The 14,460-nt window shown below is 57.1% G+C and carries 11 protein-coding genes; 2 read left to right on the top strand and 9 right to left on the bottom strand.

Annotation, left to right across the window (positions count from 1 at the left end; genetic code table 11):
* The first annotated feature begins 65 nt into the window (after nt 1–65).
* Nucleotides 66–1,280 carry a BaiN/RdsA family NAD(P)/FAD-dependent oxidoreductase gene (locus tag D888_RS0115780; RefSeq protein ID WP_020677538.1) on the top strand — a complete coding sequence of 405 codons (1,215 nt, stop codon included), beginning with the start codon at nt 66–68 and terminating at the stop codon, nt 1,278–1,280.
* Between the two features lie 29 nt (nt 1,281–1,309).
* On the opposite strand, the gene D888_RS0115775 is transcribed toward D888_RS0115780, so the two are convergent.
* The 4 genes from D888_RS0115775 to rnhA all read right to left on the bottom strand — a co-directional run bounded on the left by D888_RS0115775 (nt 1,310) and on the right by rnhA (nt 5,164).
* Nucleotides 1,310–1,738, bottom strand: a complete 429-nt coding sequence (locus tag D888_RS0115775) for an outer membrane protein assembly factor BamD (RefSeq protein ID WP_020677537.1) — start codon at nt 1,736–1,738, stop codon at nt 1,310–1,312.
* On the bottom strand, nt 1,735–3,063 hold the full coding sequence (locus D888_RS0115770) for a diguanylate cyclase domain-containing protein (RefSeq protein ID WP_020677536.1): 1,329 nt from the start codon (nt 3,061–3,063) through the stop codon (nt 1,735–1,737). The genes D888_RS0115775 and D888_RS0115770 overlap by 4 nt, the downstream gene beginning before the upstream one ends.
* A gap of 114 nt (nt 3,064–3,177) precedes the next feature.
* Complete coding sequence (locus tag D888_RS0115765; protein WP_020677535.1) at nt 3,178–3,720, bottom strand: GNAT family N-acetyltransferase; 543 nt, start codon at nt 3,718–3,720, stop codon at nt 3,178–3,180.
* A 10-nt stretch (nt 3,721–3,730) separates the two neighbouring features.
* A complete protein-coding gene (gene rnhA, locus D888_RS0115760) occupies nt 3,731–5,164 on the bottom strand; it encodes a ribonuclease HI (RefSeq protein WP_020677534.1) in 1,434 nt (477 codons plus the stop codon).
* A gap of 304 nt (nt 5,165–5,468) precedes the next feature.
* Between rnhA and D888_RS0115755 the strand changes: the two genes are divergently transcribed.
* A complete protein-coding gene (locus tag D888_RS0115755) occupies nt 5,469–7,352 on the top strand; it encodes a fibronectin type III domain-containing protein (protein ID WP_020677533.1) in 1,884 nt (627 codons plus the stop codon).
* A 438-nt stretch (nt 7,353–7,790) separates the two neighbouring features.
* Here D888_RS0115755 and D888_RS0115750 read toward each other — a convergent pair whose 3' ends face one another.
* From D888_RS0115750 to D888_RS0115720, 5 genes are all read right to left on the bottom strand, one after another.
* Nucleotides 7,791–9,926: a DUF4215 domain-containing protein gene (locus tag D888_RS0115750; RefSeq protein ID WP_083928886.1), complete on the bottom strand. Its 2,136-nt coding sequence runs from the start codon at nt 9,924–9,926 to the stop codon at nt 7,791–7,793.
* 619 nt (nt 9,927–10,545) lie between these two features.
* Complete coding sequence (gene dbpA, locus D888_RS0115735) at nt 10,546–11,928, bottom strand: ATP-dependent RNA helicase DbpA (protein ID WP_020677530.1); 1,383 nt, start codon at nt 11,926–11,928, stop codon at nt 10,546–10,548.
* Between the two features lie 72 nt (nt 11,929–12,000).
* Nucleotides 12,001–12,225 carry a DUF3820 family protein gene (locus tag D888_RS0115730; RefSeq protein ID WP_020677529.1) on the bottom strand — a complete coding sequence of 75 codons (225 nt, stop codon included), beginning with the start codon at nt 12,223–12,225 and terminating at the stop codon, nt 12,001–12,003.
* A 249-nt stretch (nt 12,226–12,474) separates the two neighbouring features.
* Nucleotides 12,475–13,356 (bottom strand): pseudouridine synthase, encoded by an 882-nt coding sequence (locus D888_RS0115725; RefSeq protein ID WP_020677528.1) that lies wholly within the window; start codon nt 13,354–13,356, stop codon nt 12,475–12,477.
* Between the two features lie 4 nt (nt 13,357–13,360).
* Complete coding sequence (locus D888_RS0115720) at nt 13,361–14,329, bottom strand: cation diffusion facilitator family transporter (RefSeq protein ID WP_020677527.1); 969 nt, start codon at nt 14,327–14,329, stop codon at nt 13,361–13,363.
* Between the last annotated feature and the right edge of the window lie 131 nt (nt 14,330–14,460).

The raw sequence follows: 14,460 nt of genomic DNA, 5'->3' as shown, positions 1-14,460 counted from the left end.
TTTTGTCGAGAGGGACCTCCTTCAAATTAACGTCATACCTAATATAAGCCTGACACGGAGGAAAAATGGACATAGCAATAATTGGTGGCGGGGCGGCCGGTTTCTTTGCGGCAATAAGCGCCAAGGAGAATTATCCCGAAGCCAGGGTCGTCATTTTTGAAAAATCTAAGGAGATCCTGACCAAGGTTAAAATATCTGGCGGCGGCAGATGTAATCTGACGAATGCCTGCGCCAGCGTCAAGGAGCTGTCCGAGGCCTATCCGCGCGGTGGCAACGCTTTAAAGAAAGCCTTCGGCACCTTCAATAACCAGCATACGATGCACTGGTTTGAGTCGCGGGGCGTCCCCTTGATGGTTCAGGATGACCAGTGTGTTTTTCCGCTCTCGCAAAATTCACAAAGCGTCATTGATTGTTTTTTGGAGCAAACGCGAAAATTAAAGATTGAACTCGCGTTGGAGCAAGGCATAAAAAGCATCAAAAAAGTCGGGGATAAATTGCAGTTGGGCTTTGTCGGCGGGAAGCTCCCGGCGGCCGCGTTTGATAAGGTGATTGTGACAATCGGCGGTTCGCAACACAGAGAGGGTTTGGCTTGGTTGGAAAAGTTGAATCATAAAATTGAAGAGCCCGCGCCATCCTTATTCAGCTTCAAGGTTCCAGATGAAGCCGTCACCGAGTTGATGGGGGTCGTGGTTGACAACGCCCTGGTGGGCGTTCAGGGGACCAAACTGAAAGCCGAAGGCCCTTTGTTGATCACCCATTGGGGTTTCAGTGGGCCGGCGATCTTGACGCTCTCTTCTCTGGGCGCACGGGTGTTGAGTGAAAAAGACTACAACTTTAAGCTGCAGGTCAATTGGACTGATGTGCGCAACAACGACGAGGTCGTTGTTGCGTTGAACAGTCTGATAGATGAACATCCGCAAAAACTGCTGGCCAATCTTCGACCCTATGCGTTACCCGAAAGATTGTGGCTTTATCTGCTGGAGAAGACCGGTCTGCAACCCGCCAAGAAATGGGCAGAGATCGGTAAGACCGGGCTGAACCGTTTGGTCAACACCCTGACCAATGACGTCTACGCGGTCAAGGGGCGTACCCAGTTCAGGGACGAATTTGTGACCTGTGGCGGTGTGAGTCTGGAGAGCATCGACCTGAATACGATGCAGAGCAGGGTCTGTGAAAATCTGTACTTCGCCGGTGAGGTCATGGACATTGACGGCATCACCGGAGGGTTTAATTTTCAGGCCGCCTGGACCACGGCGTTTATTGCGGCGAAATTGAACTAAGAAGGTGGACAAGGCGCGCTTGCGGGAACTTACTTCGCCTGCAGTTCGGTATCGATGAGGACCTCTTTCAGGCGTTTGAGGGTTTTTTCGAGGACCTGGTTGTCTTGTGCCAGAGCGTCTTTCTGTTGCTGACATACGGCGAGGGCTTTGTTGTCCTTGAGGCTGGCCAGTTTCTGCTCCTGTTTCTCCAGCAGGGCCTGCTGCTGTTCCTGTAACTGTTTCTGCTTTTTGACCATGGTGATGAGCCCTGCGGCTTTGGTTTGCCACTCCCCTTGCGGGTATTGTTGCAGCAGCTGGTTCAGGGTCGTCAGATCACCGCTGGCGAGGAGCTGATCGAGCCCCTGGGCGAAGAGTTCGGTCTCTTGCGTGCCAGGCATATTGAGTGCCGGCAGGCTGCAGCCGGCCAGCAGCAGAAAGGTCAGCGACACAATGCACCAACGGGCGACAACTGAGGTCATGGGATCTGCTTTCTGCGGTCAATGAGATAGTTACTGTTCTGCAGTTGTTTCAGGTGCCCCTTCATTCTTGCACAGTTGTTGCTGATCTCCAAAAGAGAAGGATGATCCAGGTTCTCGGAGAGGGTTATGGCGATGGAGATGGTCAAGAGTGGAAACGAACGCTTGATCCCATGCCGGTCGGTCCCCAGGATAAAGCCCGCTTCGAGATCTTTCTTCGTGTAGAGTTCGGGGACGCAGCTGTCGAATTTGCTGATAATCGCTTTGGCCAGCGCCTCACCCCGGTCCGGGGCGGTGAGAACCACATAGTCATCTCCGCCGATGTGGCCAACCAGATCCCCTTCGCCGCCCTCCAGGTCAACGACTTCGCGCAGCAGGTTGCCGACCATATTAATGGCGTCGCTGCCGACATGGTAGCCATAGTGGTCGCCGTATGCTTTGAAGTTGTCGAGGTCGATATAGAGGTGGGCGAAGGGTAAATTCTGTGCGATACGATGTTTCAGCTCGCGATCAATCGCCAGGTTTCCGGGCAGTCGGGTTAAGGGGTTGGCGTCCAGATTCAGTTGTTCAAATTCCATGAGCTTTCGTGCCATGCCGGAAAAGTCCTGGGCGAGTTGGCTGAACTCATCATTGCCGCGGATATCGATCTGGGTTTCGAAGCTTCCGGCCGCAATGTCGCGAGTGGCTTTGGTCAGCGCCTTGACTGAGCGGTGAATGCTGATGATCACCGTGAGAGCGACCGGTGCCGAGAGCAGAATACCGACGAGGGTGATAATCAGGGTCAGGCGGTAGGCCTTGCTGCTCTGGAGGGACAGGTCATGCAGGTCGTTGTCCAGGACAGTCTGGTGCTGGATCCTGAGATCTGCCAGCTGGTCGAGCAGTTGACTGCGCAAGGGTGCGGTCGTGGTGGCGGAAACCTTGGCCGCTTTCTTCCAATCCTTCGCGGCAAATACCTGCATCAGCTGGCGGGTCTGGCTCAGGTAGTTTTCAACCTTGGTGGGCAGGGTGGCAAAATAGTCGGGCAGTGCCGAGGTGTTGACGTCCGTGATGGTAGTTTCGAGACCGGAGATCCGCAGCTCGAGCAGGCCCAGCAGCTGGGGATCGCGCAGGATGAGGAGCTGTTTTTCCAGGTTCTCCTGTCCCAGCAGGTTCTGACGGATATCGCGCAGCAGGGTAAAGGCCCGGAACTGACCACCGACCAGCTGCTCGGTCCGCAGGTTGTGATCATGCAGGCTGATCAGGGCATAGCCGATTGCCAGCAGACTGAAAACGATAATCACCAGATAGCCGAAGGCGACTTTTCTGGTTACCGTAAATTTAGCCCTCATTTCTGCTCCTGACGGGGATCGGAACGCAGTTTTGATATCCTCGAACTTTAACACAGATCAGCCGGTGTTTTTGCAGATTAGGAAAGCAAAGGAGTAGAGATGAGGTCTGGATTTTCAGTGGCGTTTCTTGACGCCCCCTTTGGCTGGTCGAATCTCTTCCTTCTGCCGTGTTTGTTTGGTTGCCGCCTTAAACTCCGGCTCATAGCCGACCGTAAAATTGGTGTCGTCCAGATTGCGCAGGCTCATGAAATTGGTGTTGTTTCTGGTGTAAGGACAAAGGGGCGAACTGCAGGGCTCAAAACCGAATTTTTGAAAAAAAGCGGGAGCGCCCAGAACGAACAATGCCTGCTCCTTGATCGCTGCCTGGCGCAGGGCAAAGCGCAGCAGTTCTGCGCCCACTCCCTGTTTTTGAAATTCGGGGCTCACGGCTATCATCGCCAGGTGCAGGCCGCAGACCTTGCGGCCCTGATAGGCATTAGCAAAGGCGATGTAGGCGATGGCCTTGCCGGTGTGGAGGCAGACCCATTCGTGGAGGGGTTTGTCTCTGGCGTGGAGCAACTGCACCAGGGTCGCTTCATACTCGCTCTCGGGGAACGCGTTGCGTAAGAGGGCGTAGGCCTTGGCGCGATGTTCTTCGCTTAATGTCTGGATCTTCATCGTAGTTTCCTTAGCACAGCCGCTGTTGACCATCCTCGTCAACACCGAACTCAGAATAATCTTCAATGGGAACCGGTCGCGGCACAACCGCAGCGACAGCCACTGGCTGCAGCGGTTCTTGCTCGCGAGGCTCGACAGGCTCGTTCGCCAGCCGCAGACCCTCCTCGACAGCGCGCTTTGCCAACTTGTCGCAGCGTTCATTAAACGGGTGGCCGGCATGCCCGCGCACCCATTGCCAGTCGATCTGGTGTGTGCGTGACAGGGGGACCAGCTGCTGCCAGAGGTCCTGATTCGCCAGGGCGTCCGGCGTCTCCAGTCGGCCGTCGCGAATCCAGCCGACCAGCCATTCGCTCATTCCACGCACCAGGTATTGCGAATCACTGAACAGGCGCACCCGCTTCGGGCTGTTCAGCGCTTCCAGCCCCCTGATCGCCGCCAGCAGTTCCATGCGCTGCGAGGTGGCTACCGCTTCAAAGCCGCTCAACTCTTTCTCGAAATCAGCATAACGCAGGATCACGCCATAACCGCCGGGGCCAGAGTCACGGCCGGAGCCATCGGTGTAGATCTCGACCAGGCCCGCCTCAGCCGGGGTGAAGGCGACGGCCAGGGTTTCAAATTCCAGCTCATGTAGCAGGGGGAGCAGGGTCGCAAGGTTCGGCTTCTGGCGCTGCAATTCGGCCAGGCTCAGCGCAAAAGGGACGTCATAGCGGACGGTGGCGAGGGTCTTCGAGAGTCGCGCCTGCTCTTCAAAAGCGCGTAAATTCTCGCGGCGCTTCTTCCCCTTGACCTGATCCTTCCATTTGAGAACGCGTTCCATCGAACCGAAGCGCTGCACCAGGTCGGCCGCCGTCTTCTCGCCGATACCGGGGACGCCAGGAATATTGTCCGAGGTGTCACCGGAAAGCCCCAGCACATCCGCCACCAGTTCGGGCGGGACGCCGAAGCGCTCGAGAACCTCCAAGGGACCCGAAAGCACACTTTTCATGGTGTCGAGGAGGGTAATGCGCTCTCCGACAATCTGCATCAAGTCCTTATCGCCGGTGACGACCGTGACCTGCACCCCTTCGGCGGCGTAACGACGCGCCAGAGTGGCGATGAGATCGTCGGCTTCAAACCCGGGGGCTTCGAGGGCCGGGATATTCAGGGCCTGGAGCATCTGTTTAATGGTGGGAATCTGCATCGCCAACTCTGCGGGCATATCTTCCCGATTCGCCTTGTAGGCCGGATAGAGCTCGCGACGGAAGGTCTCTGCGCGCGGTGGGTCGAAGACCACCGCCAGAAAATCGGGACGCTGCTCCTGCAGCAGACCGAGGAGCATCCGGGTGAAGCCGAAGATGGCATTGGTCGGTATGCCGCCAGCGGTGGCCCGGTCGCGCACGCCATAATAGGCGCGGTAGATATAACTGGATCCGTCCAGCAGATAGAGTTGCGGTAACAAGCTCACGTGTGCTCCGAGAGGGGACATTGCAGATGGGGTTCGGTATCCTAAAATTCATGCAGAGCATTGCACAAACGGGAAAAGGAATAAAATCTTTTTAGTTCCAATAAGCTTTCAAGCCCGAAAAAGCCATTTAGCAAAGACAAGAGCACGGCGATATTGGCGGTATAGACTAAAGTTTAAGAAAGATAGACGTTTCGGTCATTGTGATCAGCCCTGCAGTTGATAGCCTTCCATCAGAGAGGGGAAGACTTTTCCCCTTGCGCAGTGCAAAGCGTCAGTGGTCTCGGGACTTGGAAGGAGGCAGGTTATGTGTCGAAATACAGGTTTTGTCAGAAGCAAAATGTTTTCGATTCTTAAACGGTGGGGTGGGCTGGCGCTGCTTTGTTTGTTCACCTCGTTGCTGGCGGCCTGTGGTGGTTCGAGCTCCAGTCCTAGTTCGGAGTTAGTATCACCCACGATCTCCGCGGTCACGGCCGGGGATGGGACCGCAACGATTGAATGGTCGGACGTTTCAGGAGCGACAGATTACAATCTTTATGCTGGTTTGACTAGCGGAGTTACCCCGGCAACTGGCGTCAAAATTGCCTCGGTCGTGTCACCTTATACCGTGACCGGGCTGGAAAACGGGACCAGATATTTCTGCGTGCTCACGGCTGTTCATCCGACCGGTGAGAGTAAGGGCTCGGCCGAAGCGTCGGTAACTCTGGCACCGAATGGGCCCGAAAGTGTTGCGGTGACCGCGGGGAATCTTCAGGAGGGGGAAGTCTTTACCCCCTATGTGGATATCGAGTGGGCAGACGTGCTGGTGGGGGCGACCTCTTATACCCTGTATAAATCGATCGTTGCACCGGTCACCATCGCCAGTCCGAGTACTGTCGATGTGACTTCGCCTTACCGGGATCTGGATGTCGTGCATGACACGACCTATTACTATATGTTGACGGCAGTCGGTGCCGGTGGCGAGAGTCTCCCTTCGCAACAGGTTTCGGCGCTTCCACGCCTGCCGCTTAACGCGCCGGTGAACGTCAGCGCGGTGTTGACCGCAGAGACGACGCGCTCGATCACCCTCTCCTGGTCGCAGCCGCTGATTGGTGCTGTGCCCGATTCATACAACATCTATCGCGCAGTCACGACGCCGGTGGCAGTCGATCCGGCAAACTTGGTGACAGACGGCGTGGTGGCCACCAGTTATATCGATAACGTCGGACTGGTCGGCGGGACGACCTACTACTACACTCTGACAGCGGTCGCTGGTAGCGTGGAGAGTTCCCCGTCGGCTGAAGTTTCTGCGACCCCCCGCGGTTCGCAGAGCACCACCGGGGGCGGGGGCGATAGCGGTTTCGGCAACAATCTGTCGTTACCACTAGTGTTTGCCGATGGTTACGGGCTGACCGGAGCGGAGATCTCGACGACGATTGTGCCGCCTTACAGTCTGACCAATATTGATCCAAACACCGGTTTGCGGCCGACCGCCGAGGAGCTCGTGAGTCTGACCGCGTTTCCGAATTTCGATCCAGACAACATCTACTCGCTCAATGCGGTGGATTACTACGAGCAACAGACAGCCAGTACCTGGCAGGCGGACTGGGTGAACGGTATCGCTAGCGACCCGACGGCGGTTCAGGAAGTGACGGTCAATTGGGGCGATAATCTGGCCAGCGTCTCTTTCTCCGAAAATTCGGTCGTGCGCGTGGAGACCGTTCTCTATCAGGATCCGCCCGACACCCTGACCGCTTACACTATGGACCTGCTTTACGGGTCTGGGGTGACCGAGATGCAGGGAACCAGTGCGGTCCTGTACGAAACGACGCGCCGCAACGTCTATGCCGTGACGGCACGATTGACCATCGACAAGCTCGATGGGCCGGGTGGCAACGTGGTGTTTACGCATTTCGACAAGGCGGTCTGGGAGAATTACGGCAGTGACGGACCGGGGGGATATTCGGCCGAGATCAATGTCGGTGGCAGTCTGGTGTTTGGTTATAACTGGATGCTCAATCAGGATTCACTCCCGCCGGGAGCACTGAAGCCTGGCTGGTGGCGGTTGACCTTCAGCCTGGATGACAGCGCGACGATCGGCACTTCAACGGTGAACAATCACACGCGGTTGACAGCGCTCGATCCGAGTGATGCCGCCGCGGTACTTGATCCCGCCGGTCAATGGACGTCGATCGAGGTCGAGGTTCGTTAGCCGCCTGATGTTCAGCGGTAGGTGCAGAGAGTTTGTTGTGTGATGAACAGGGGCGATGGTCCGCTGGCGCTGAGCCGGGTGGGCTGTCGCCCTGTAGCTTTGGAGATGGCCCAGAGCGCAAGTTTCGTCAGTGGAGGGGTTCAGACGACGGAGCGAACTTTGTAAAAGCGCCCCTTGATTTTATTGGTGCTCAAGCGCTCTAGCGCATGCCTGGCGCTGCAGTGACATGCAGGGGTTTCTCCTTCACACGGCCGAAAATTGTTGGTGTTGACTCCGCCAGGCTCAAACCTGCTTTTTGGCAACGCCTCGTCGGGAAAAAAGTAAGGGCAATCGACAGGATCTTCCTGAGATTGCCCTTACTTGGCAGGACGATAAATCTGGGTGTAACCTGCCGGAAAAACGCCGCACGTACGGATTCAGCCCGAGGGGCGAATCGAGTTATTGGCAAACGCCGCCGGTGCAGATACCGCTCTGGCAATCGGTATTGTCGTCACAACCTGCGCCGGTGGCACATGACGGACAGCCGTTGCCACAATCTACAGCGGTTTCAATGCCATTCTGGACCCCATCAAAACAGCTGGGCAGCTGGCATACCCCGCTGCTACATACGTGGCTGGAACAATCGCTCGCCACAGAACAAGCGGCGCCATCCATACAGCCGCCACAAGAGGAACCGCCGCAGTCAACGTCGGTCTCAGCGCCGTTTCGGACCGCATCAAAGCAGGTCGGGACCTGGCAGACGCCCCCGATACAAACCGAGCTCTGGCAATCATTGTTCGAATCACACCCGCTACCGTTGGCACATGGTGCACAGCCGTTTCCACAATCAAGGCCCGTTTCAATACCGTTTCTGACCCCATCGCTGCAGGTCGGAACCTGGCAGATGCCGCTACTGCAAACTCCGCTGATACAATCCGTTGCGGCGGCACAGATGCGGCCATCGGCACAGCTCCCACACGTGAATCCACCACAGTCCAAATCGGTCTCGGTACCATTTTTGACAGCATCGCTGCAGGTCGGCGCCTGACAGACGCCGCTACTGCAAACACCACTTTGACAATCGGCTAACGAGATGCATCCTTCTCCCGTTACGCAAGTCTGACAGGACCCGCCACAATCGAGACCGGTCTCGTCGCCGTCCTTGACGCCATCGCTGCAGTTCACAGGCCAGAGCAGACAGATGCCGCTATTGCAGGTTCCGCCGACACAAAAGGCGCCGTCACCCACCGGGCTATAGCCGCAGCCGGTGGCGGGATTGCAACTATCCGAGGTACAGCCGTTACCGTCGTCACAAAGGACCGGATTGCCACCGATACAGGCGCCGCCGGAACATACATCGCTGCTGGTGCAGGCATTGCCGTCATCGCAGGAGGTGCCGTTTTGTGGAGCTCCGAGATATTCGCAACCCGAAGCGGGATTACACGTATCGGCCGTGCAAGGGTTTCCGTCGTTGCAGGACCCATCGTTGGGAAGATGCTGGCAGCTCAGTGTGCCGACATTAAAGCTGTCGGTGGTGCAGGCGATGCCATCATCACAATTATGAGTGACCACCTGGCAGAGGTTGGAACAGAAATCGTTGTCAATCTGATTGCCATCGTCGCACTGCTCGGTGCCGGTGACGATGCCATCGCCGCAGATCGGTGCACAGACAGAGGGGTTTCCGGCGCAGTTCCAGCCGTTCTCTATATTGCAGGTGCTGGAACAGCCATCACCCCCGACGGTAGCGCCGTCGTCGCACATTTCGGATCCGGCAACAATGCCATCACCGCAAGTCGTGGCACAAACTGACGGCTCTCCGGCGCATTGCCAGCCCGCTCCGATCTGGCAGCTGGAACAGCCGTCCCCAAGGTTGGCATTGCCGTCGTCACACTGTTCCCCGATCCCCAGGATACCGTCGCCGCACAAGGCTCCGGTTACGTTGACGGTAGCGGTTGCGCTATCTCCGTTCAGGGTTGCGGTGATGGTCGCGGTCGTTGTTTCTGCGGCGACACTGAGGATCTCGAACTCTTTTTGTGTTGTGGCATTGGTGACGGTTACCGCGGCCGGCAGAGAGACGTCGGCGGTAGAGGAGCCGAGAGTGACCTCGGTGTCGCCGCTGGCCGGGGCGGCCAGCAAAACCGACAGCATCGTCCCGCGTCCGGAATTGAGATTGACCGAAGTCGGACTCAAGGCCACGCCCGGTCGCGTTACGGTTATCATATAGGTTCTGGTGGTGCCATCCTCGGCGGTTACTTCGACGATAATTTGCGTCTGGCCCACAGGAATGGTGACCGGGTGGATTACCCCAGAGGCGACCGTAACGCCATCGATTTTTAGCGTTGCCCTGTCACTGTCACTGGTGCATGTGACGGTAATCGAGCTGGTTGCAAGGCCGGCGTCTGCAGTGTAGATGGTAGTTTCGGCGGAAAATCCAGGGGAGAGGCTGGTTCCAGCCAGTTGGATTTCGGACAATAAGGCATTGCTGGACAAGGTTACCGGAGGGCTGCTGCTACCGCCGCCGCCACATGACGCGAGCAATAGTAAAACGAACCCTCCACAGACAACAAGCAACGAACTAATCCATTTGCCGCGCATGGTAATCCCCGATCGAAGTTTGTCGACTGCTTATGCTTCCGGCCAAGGCGCTGGTCGACTGGTTTGCAGCTATTGTCTGTCCGAGGCCGGTTTGTCATGAACTGCAGAACGATGGCTGGATTCGCAGACAGAAGCTGTGATTATTCAATTTTTAGTATGTTTTTTAAACAACCCGTATTTTAGATGGTTAGGAACCATTAGGGTATAATTTTAGCGGCAGAACTCGACAATAATCTAAATATTTTTAATCAGCAAGAAATAAAATGAAAACCCGAGAGACCGGCAATGGGCAGGTCGAGGGCATACTGCAGGCCGGTAAAGCCGCCGCCGAAGATCAGGACACTGGGCTGGTAGAGTAAGGGGTTTTTGAGCCGTCCATGTACGAAACTCCAGGTTGGACGCTATTCAAGGGGATGCTCTTGGGAAAAGGTATCAGGGCAGCACCGCGTTTGCTGAAGTGTCTGAAAAAAAGGATAAATAACCGAGGCCGAGGTGGCCCGCAATCACTCAATTCGGATGAGTTGGCGAGGAGCTAAGAAGGCGCCCAGCAAGGAGCTCCGCTTTTTTGCTGTTCAGCTTTGAGTGGAGGGTTTAAGCCCGAATGGAGGGACAGCAGACATCAGCTGAAGGTGCGAATTTTGTAGAACCGCCCCTTGATTTTATTGGTGCTCAAGCGCTCTAGCGCAAGCCTGGCGCTGTTGCGACGGATGGCGACGTAGGTGTGAAAATCGAAGACATTGATCTTGCCGACCTCGCTGCCGGAAATGCCGGCCTCACCGGTTAGAGCGCCGAGAATATCGCCGGGGCGCAGTTTGTTCTTGCGCCCGCCTTCGATGCACAGACAGATCATCGGTGCCGCATGATCTGTCTCCGTCGGCATCGCGAGGCGTTCGAGTTCGGCGCGTTCAACCTTGACCCCGAGATAGTCTTCAATCGCCGCCGCTCTTCGGTTCTCTGTCGCGCTCACCAGACTGAAGGCCAGCCCCTGCTCCCCGGCGCGCCCGGTCCGGCCGATGCGGTGGATGTGAACCTCCGGGTCGCGGGTCAGCTCAAAGTTGATGACGGCGGACAGCTCCTTGATATCGATGCCGCGCGCCGCAACGTCGGTTGCGACCAGAATGGCGACGCTCTTGTTGGCGAAGCGGGCCAGCACCTGATCCCGTTCGGGCTGCTCCAGATCGCCGTGAATCGCCAGGGCTGAAAAGCCGCGACTCTTCAGCGCATCGGCCAGCTCCTGACAATCCTTTTTGGTATTGCAGAACACCAGGCTCGATTCCGGCCGGTAATGGCCGAGAATCCGTGCGACTGCGGCGATGCGCTGATCATTCTCGACCCTGAAAAAAAGCTGTTCGATCTGCTGCTCGTCATGTAGCGCCTCGACCTTGACCGTAACCGGCTGGTGCTGCACCCGGGCGCTCATGCTGGCGATAGTTTTGGGGTAGGTGGCCGAAAAGAGCAGGGTCTGGCGGTTGCTCGGAGCGGCGGCGATGATGCTGCTGAGTTCATCCTGAAAGCCCATGTCGAGCATGCGATCGGCTTCATCGAGGACGAGCATGCGCAGCGTCTTAAGCTCGAGGCTGCCGCGCTGCAGGTGATCGAGGATGCGTCCCGGGGTGCCGACGACGATATGGGCGCCATGCTCGAGGGAACCGAGCTGGGGGCCGAAGGGGACGCCGCCGCAGAGGGTGAGAATCTTGATATTGTCGGTAAAGCGCGCCAGACGCCGCAGCTCCTTGCCGACCTGATCGGCCAGCTCCCGGGTCGGGCACAACACCAGCCCCTGCACGCCGAAGCAGCTCACCACCAGCCGCTCCAGAAGACCGATGCCGAAGGCGGCGGTCTTGCCGCTGCCGGTCTTGGCCTGGGCGATCACATCGGTGCCGGTCAGGATCAGCGGTAAGCTCTCCGCCTGAATCGGGGTCATTTCGTCATAGCCGAGGGAGGCCAGGTTCTGCAGCATCGGATTTTTTAAGGGCAGGTTGGAAAATGCGTTCGGGTTCATGGATGACTCATTCGTCCAGGGGAGAAGGTGCTTTAGAATTGACCTACCTTGGGTGTAGCAGATCGCTGCTGACTAGCGCAAGGGATCGAAGAGATACTCCAGGCCGTTGACCTTGATTTCGTAGATGGTGCCGAGCATCTGGCCGAGCTTCCCTTCGGGAAAACCCTGGCGGTGGAACCAGACCACGTAGGGTTCGGGCAGGTCGATCAGGCGCATCCCTTCGTACTTGCCGAAGGGCATGCGCGTGGCGGCGAGTTCGAGCAGGGCCTTATGATTGAACGCGGGACCGGGTTGCATCGGGGTTCCTGAGAAGAGGGTTAGTGGCGCCGGAGTCTTATACAGACCTTCCACTGTTTATACAAGCTTTCCGGCCTTTTCGGGGCTAGGAGCCTGTCCGGGAATAGAGACCCGGCTGCAAACCCGGCTGTTTGGCCCATATTTCAGCTCATTTTCGGCCTATAGCTACGGCTATGAGCTCTCAATCGAGCCAAAATCTGTTCTCAAACTTCCGGATTTTCGCTTCGGCCCTTATTGTCGGACAGGCTCCTAGCCGCCCAGGCTCCGTTCCGACTCAAATTCCATGACTTCAGCCGAAATCGGGTCGGTAAATCTCACGCGACGGGCGATGAGCTGCAGGGGATTATCCAGGTCGTCTGCCTGTTTGGGGAGCAGCTCGGGGTAATACCTGTCGTTCATGATCCGAAAACCCAGCCCGCTCATATGGACCCGCAGTTGATGGGTCTTGCCGGTGATCGGAGACAGAGTGAAGTGCGCCATGTTGTCACGGTAATCCACCAGGCATATCCGCGAGCGGGCGTTGACGACGCCCGGCACGACCTGCCTCCGGAACCAGGGCTCTGCTTTCTCCAGGCGATTTTCCACCGTCCAGGTATTGGCTGCGGGGCGCTGCTCGAGCTCGGCAAGCGCTTCATAGGTTTTCTCGATCCGCCCGTCTGAAAAGAGGCTGGCATAGAGGCCACGGGTTTGCCTGTTCATCGAAAACAGCACCAGACCCGAAGTTTCGCGATCAATCCGGTGGAGCGGGGTCAAATCATGGTTGCCGGTTTTCAGACGCAGGCGGTTAAGCAGGCATTCGTTGATGTAGGGTCCTGAAGGCGTGACCGGCAAGAAGGGTGGCTTGCAGGCGACGAGGAGCTCATCGTTTTGAAAGAGGATGGTTTCAGCCAGGGGAATCCGCAGTTCTTCGGGCAGCTCCCTGAAGTAAAAGAGTCTTTGCTGCGGTCGATAAGGGGTCGCTTCGGTGATCGGCCTGCCGGCTTCATCCTGCACCTTGCCGTTATGCAGCCGCGCTGTCCAGACGGAGCGGCTGATGCTGGGGAACCTGAGCACCAGAAAATCCAGAATCGCAGGGTAGGGTTTTTCGGCGCAGGGAAGACTGACACATGACGGGTAGGGGGAGGTCGCCATGGAGTTAACTCTTTTCTGCGGGGGGAGCCGGCAATTCACTCCCAGTACGAGTCGGGTCGTTACGCAGCGCGCCGCGGGCCTCGGCTTCGATAAAGACCTGCTTGACGTTCGGCCAGGTTCTCTTGATCTCCAGATCGATGACCCCAATGGTTTTTTCCAGCTCGAGAGCCGTCGTCTGATCGCTAAAGTCAACGCTCAGATTGACCAGGATATGTTGCGGTCCCATGTGCATGGTCAATACCTGGTTGACATGCTCAACGTCGGGATAGGCGGCGACAAGCTTGCGGATGCCCGCTACAACTTCGACGCTGGCGCTTTCGCCAATGAGCAGCCCCTTGGTTTCATAGGCCAGCCAGATCGCGGTGCCGCCGAGGATCAGACCGATGACGATTGAGGCCAGACCGTCGTAGATCAGATTGCCGCTCAGTTGAGAAAAGAGGACGCCGCAGAAGGCGACCAGCAGGCCGAGCATGGCGGCGGCATCTTCAAACAGCACGACGAAGATCGTCGGGTCTTTCCCCCTGTGAATCGCATCAAAATAGCTGCGTGTTCCTTTGGTGCGGGAAAATTCACTCAGGGCAAAATAGAGCGACAGCCCTTCGAACAGCACCGCCAGTCCGAGCACCAGGTAATTGATGTAGGGGTCGGTGATCGGCGCCGGATGAGCGAGATGATGAATCCCTTCATACAGGGAGACCCCGGCGCCGACGGCAAAGATCAGCAGCGCCACCACAAAGCTCCAGAAATAGACCTCCTTGGCGTGACCGAAGGGGAAGCGCTCGTCCGCCGGTTGTTTCGCTTTGTGCAGGCCGAGCAGCAACAGCAGCTGGTTGCCGGTGTCGACCACTGAGTGGATCCCCTCTGAGAGCATTGCCGAACTCCCGGTCAGGGCGGCGGCGATAAATTTGGTCACCGCAACCAGGGCATTGCCAGCCAGGGCGGCATAGATGACTTTTTTCGATGATCCCGCCACGCGAGGGCTCCTTGGTTTGTGCCGAATGCCAGGTTTTCAGGTTTGTCTGTCAATGCTACACTAAGCACGCTGCTGCCTGCCATGTTCTTTATTGATTCTGATAAAGGCTGCTTTTTTAACCTTCTCCCTGG

Source organism: Geopsychrobacter electrodiphilus DSM 16401, from assembly GCF_000384395.1.
In the GTDB taxonomy this organism is placed as follows: domain Bacteria; phylum Desulfobacterota; class Desulfuromonadia; order Desulfuromonadales; family Geopsychrobacteraceae; genus Geopsychrobacter; species Geopsychrobacter electrodiphilus.
Note: the sequence above shows the minus strand (reverse complement) of the source record. Positions and strands in the feature narration are given on the sequence as shown.

What these genes read in the sequence shown, in the direction of transcription:
- D888_RS0115780 (WP_020677538.1), top strand. Translation starts at nt 66, where the DNA reads ATGGACATAGCAATAATTGGTGGCGGGGCGGCCGGTTTCTTTGCGGCA.
- D888_RS0115775 (WP_020677537.1), bottom strand. Translation starts at nt 1,738, where the DNA reads ATGACCTCAGTTGTCGCCCGTTGGTGCATTGTGTCGCTGACCTTTCTG.
- D888_RS0115770 (WP_020677536.1), bottom strand. Translation starts at nt 3,063, where the DNA reads ATGAGGGCTAAATTTACGGTAACCAGAAAAGTCGCCTTCGGCTATCTG.
- D888_RS0115765 (WP_020677535.1), bottom strand. Translation starts at nt 3,720, where the DNA reads ATGAAGATCCAGACATTAAGCGAAGAACATCGCGCCAAGGCCTACGCC.
- D888_RS0115755 (WP_020677533.1), top strand. Translation starts at nt 5,469, where the DNA reads ATGTGTCGAAATACAGGTTTTGTCAGAAGCAAAATGTTTTCGATTCTT.
- D888_RS0115750 (WP_083928886.1), bottom strand. Translation starts at nt 9,926, where the DNA reads ATGCGCGGCAAATGGATTAGTTCGTTGCTTGTTGTCTGTGGAGGGTTC.
- dbpA (WP_020677530.1), bottom strand. Translation starts at nt 11,928, where the DNA reads ATGAACCCGAACGCATTTTCCAACCTGCCCTTAAAAAATCCGATGCTG.
- D888_RS0115730 (WP_020677529.1), bottom strand. Translation starts at nt 12,225, where the DNA reads ATGCAACCCGGTCCCGCGTTCAATCATAAGGCCCTGCTCGAACTCGCC.
- D888_RS0115725 (WP_020677528.1), bottom strand. Translation starts at nt 13,356, where the DNA reads ATGGCGACCTCCCCCTACCCGTCATGTGTCAGTCTTCCCTGCGCCGAA.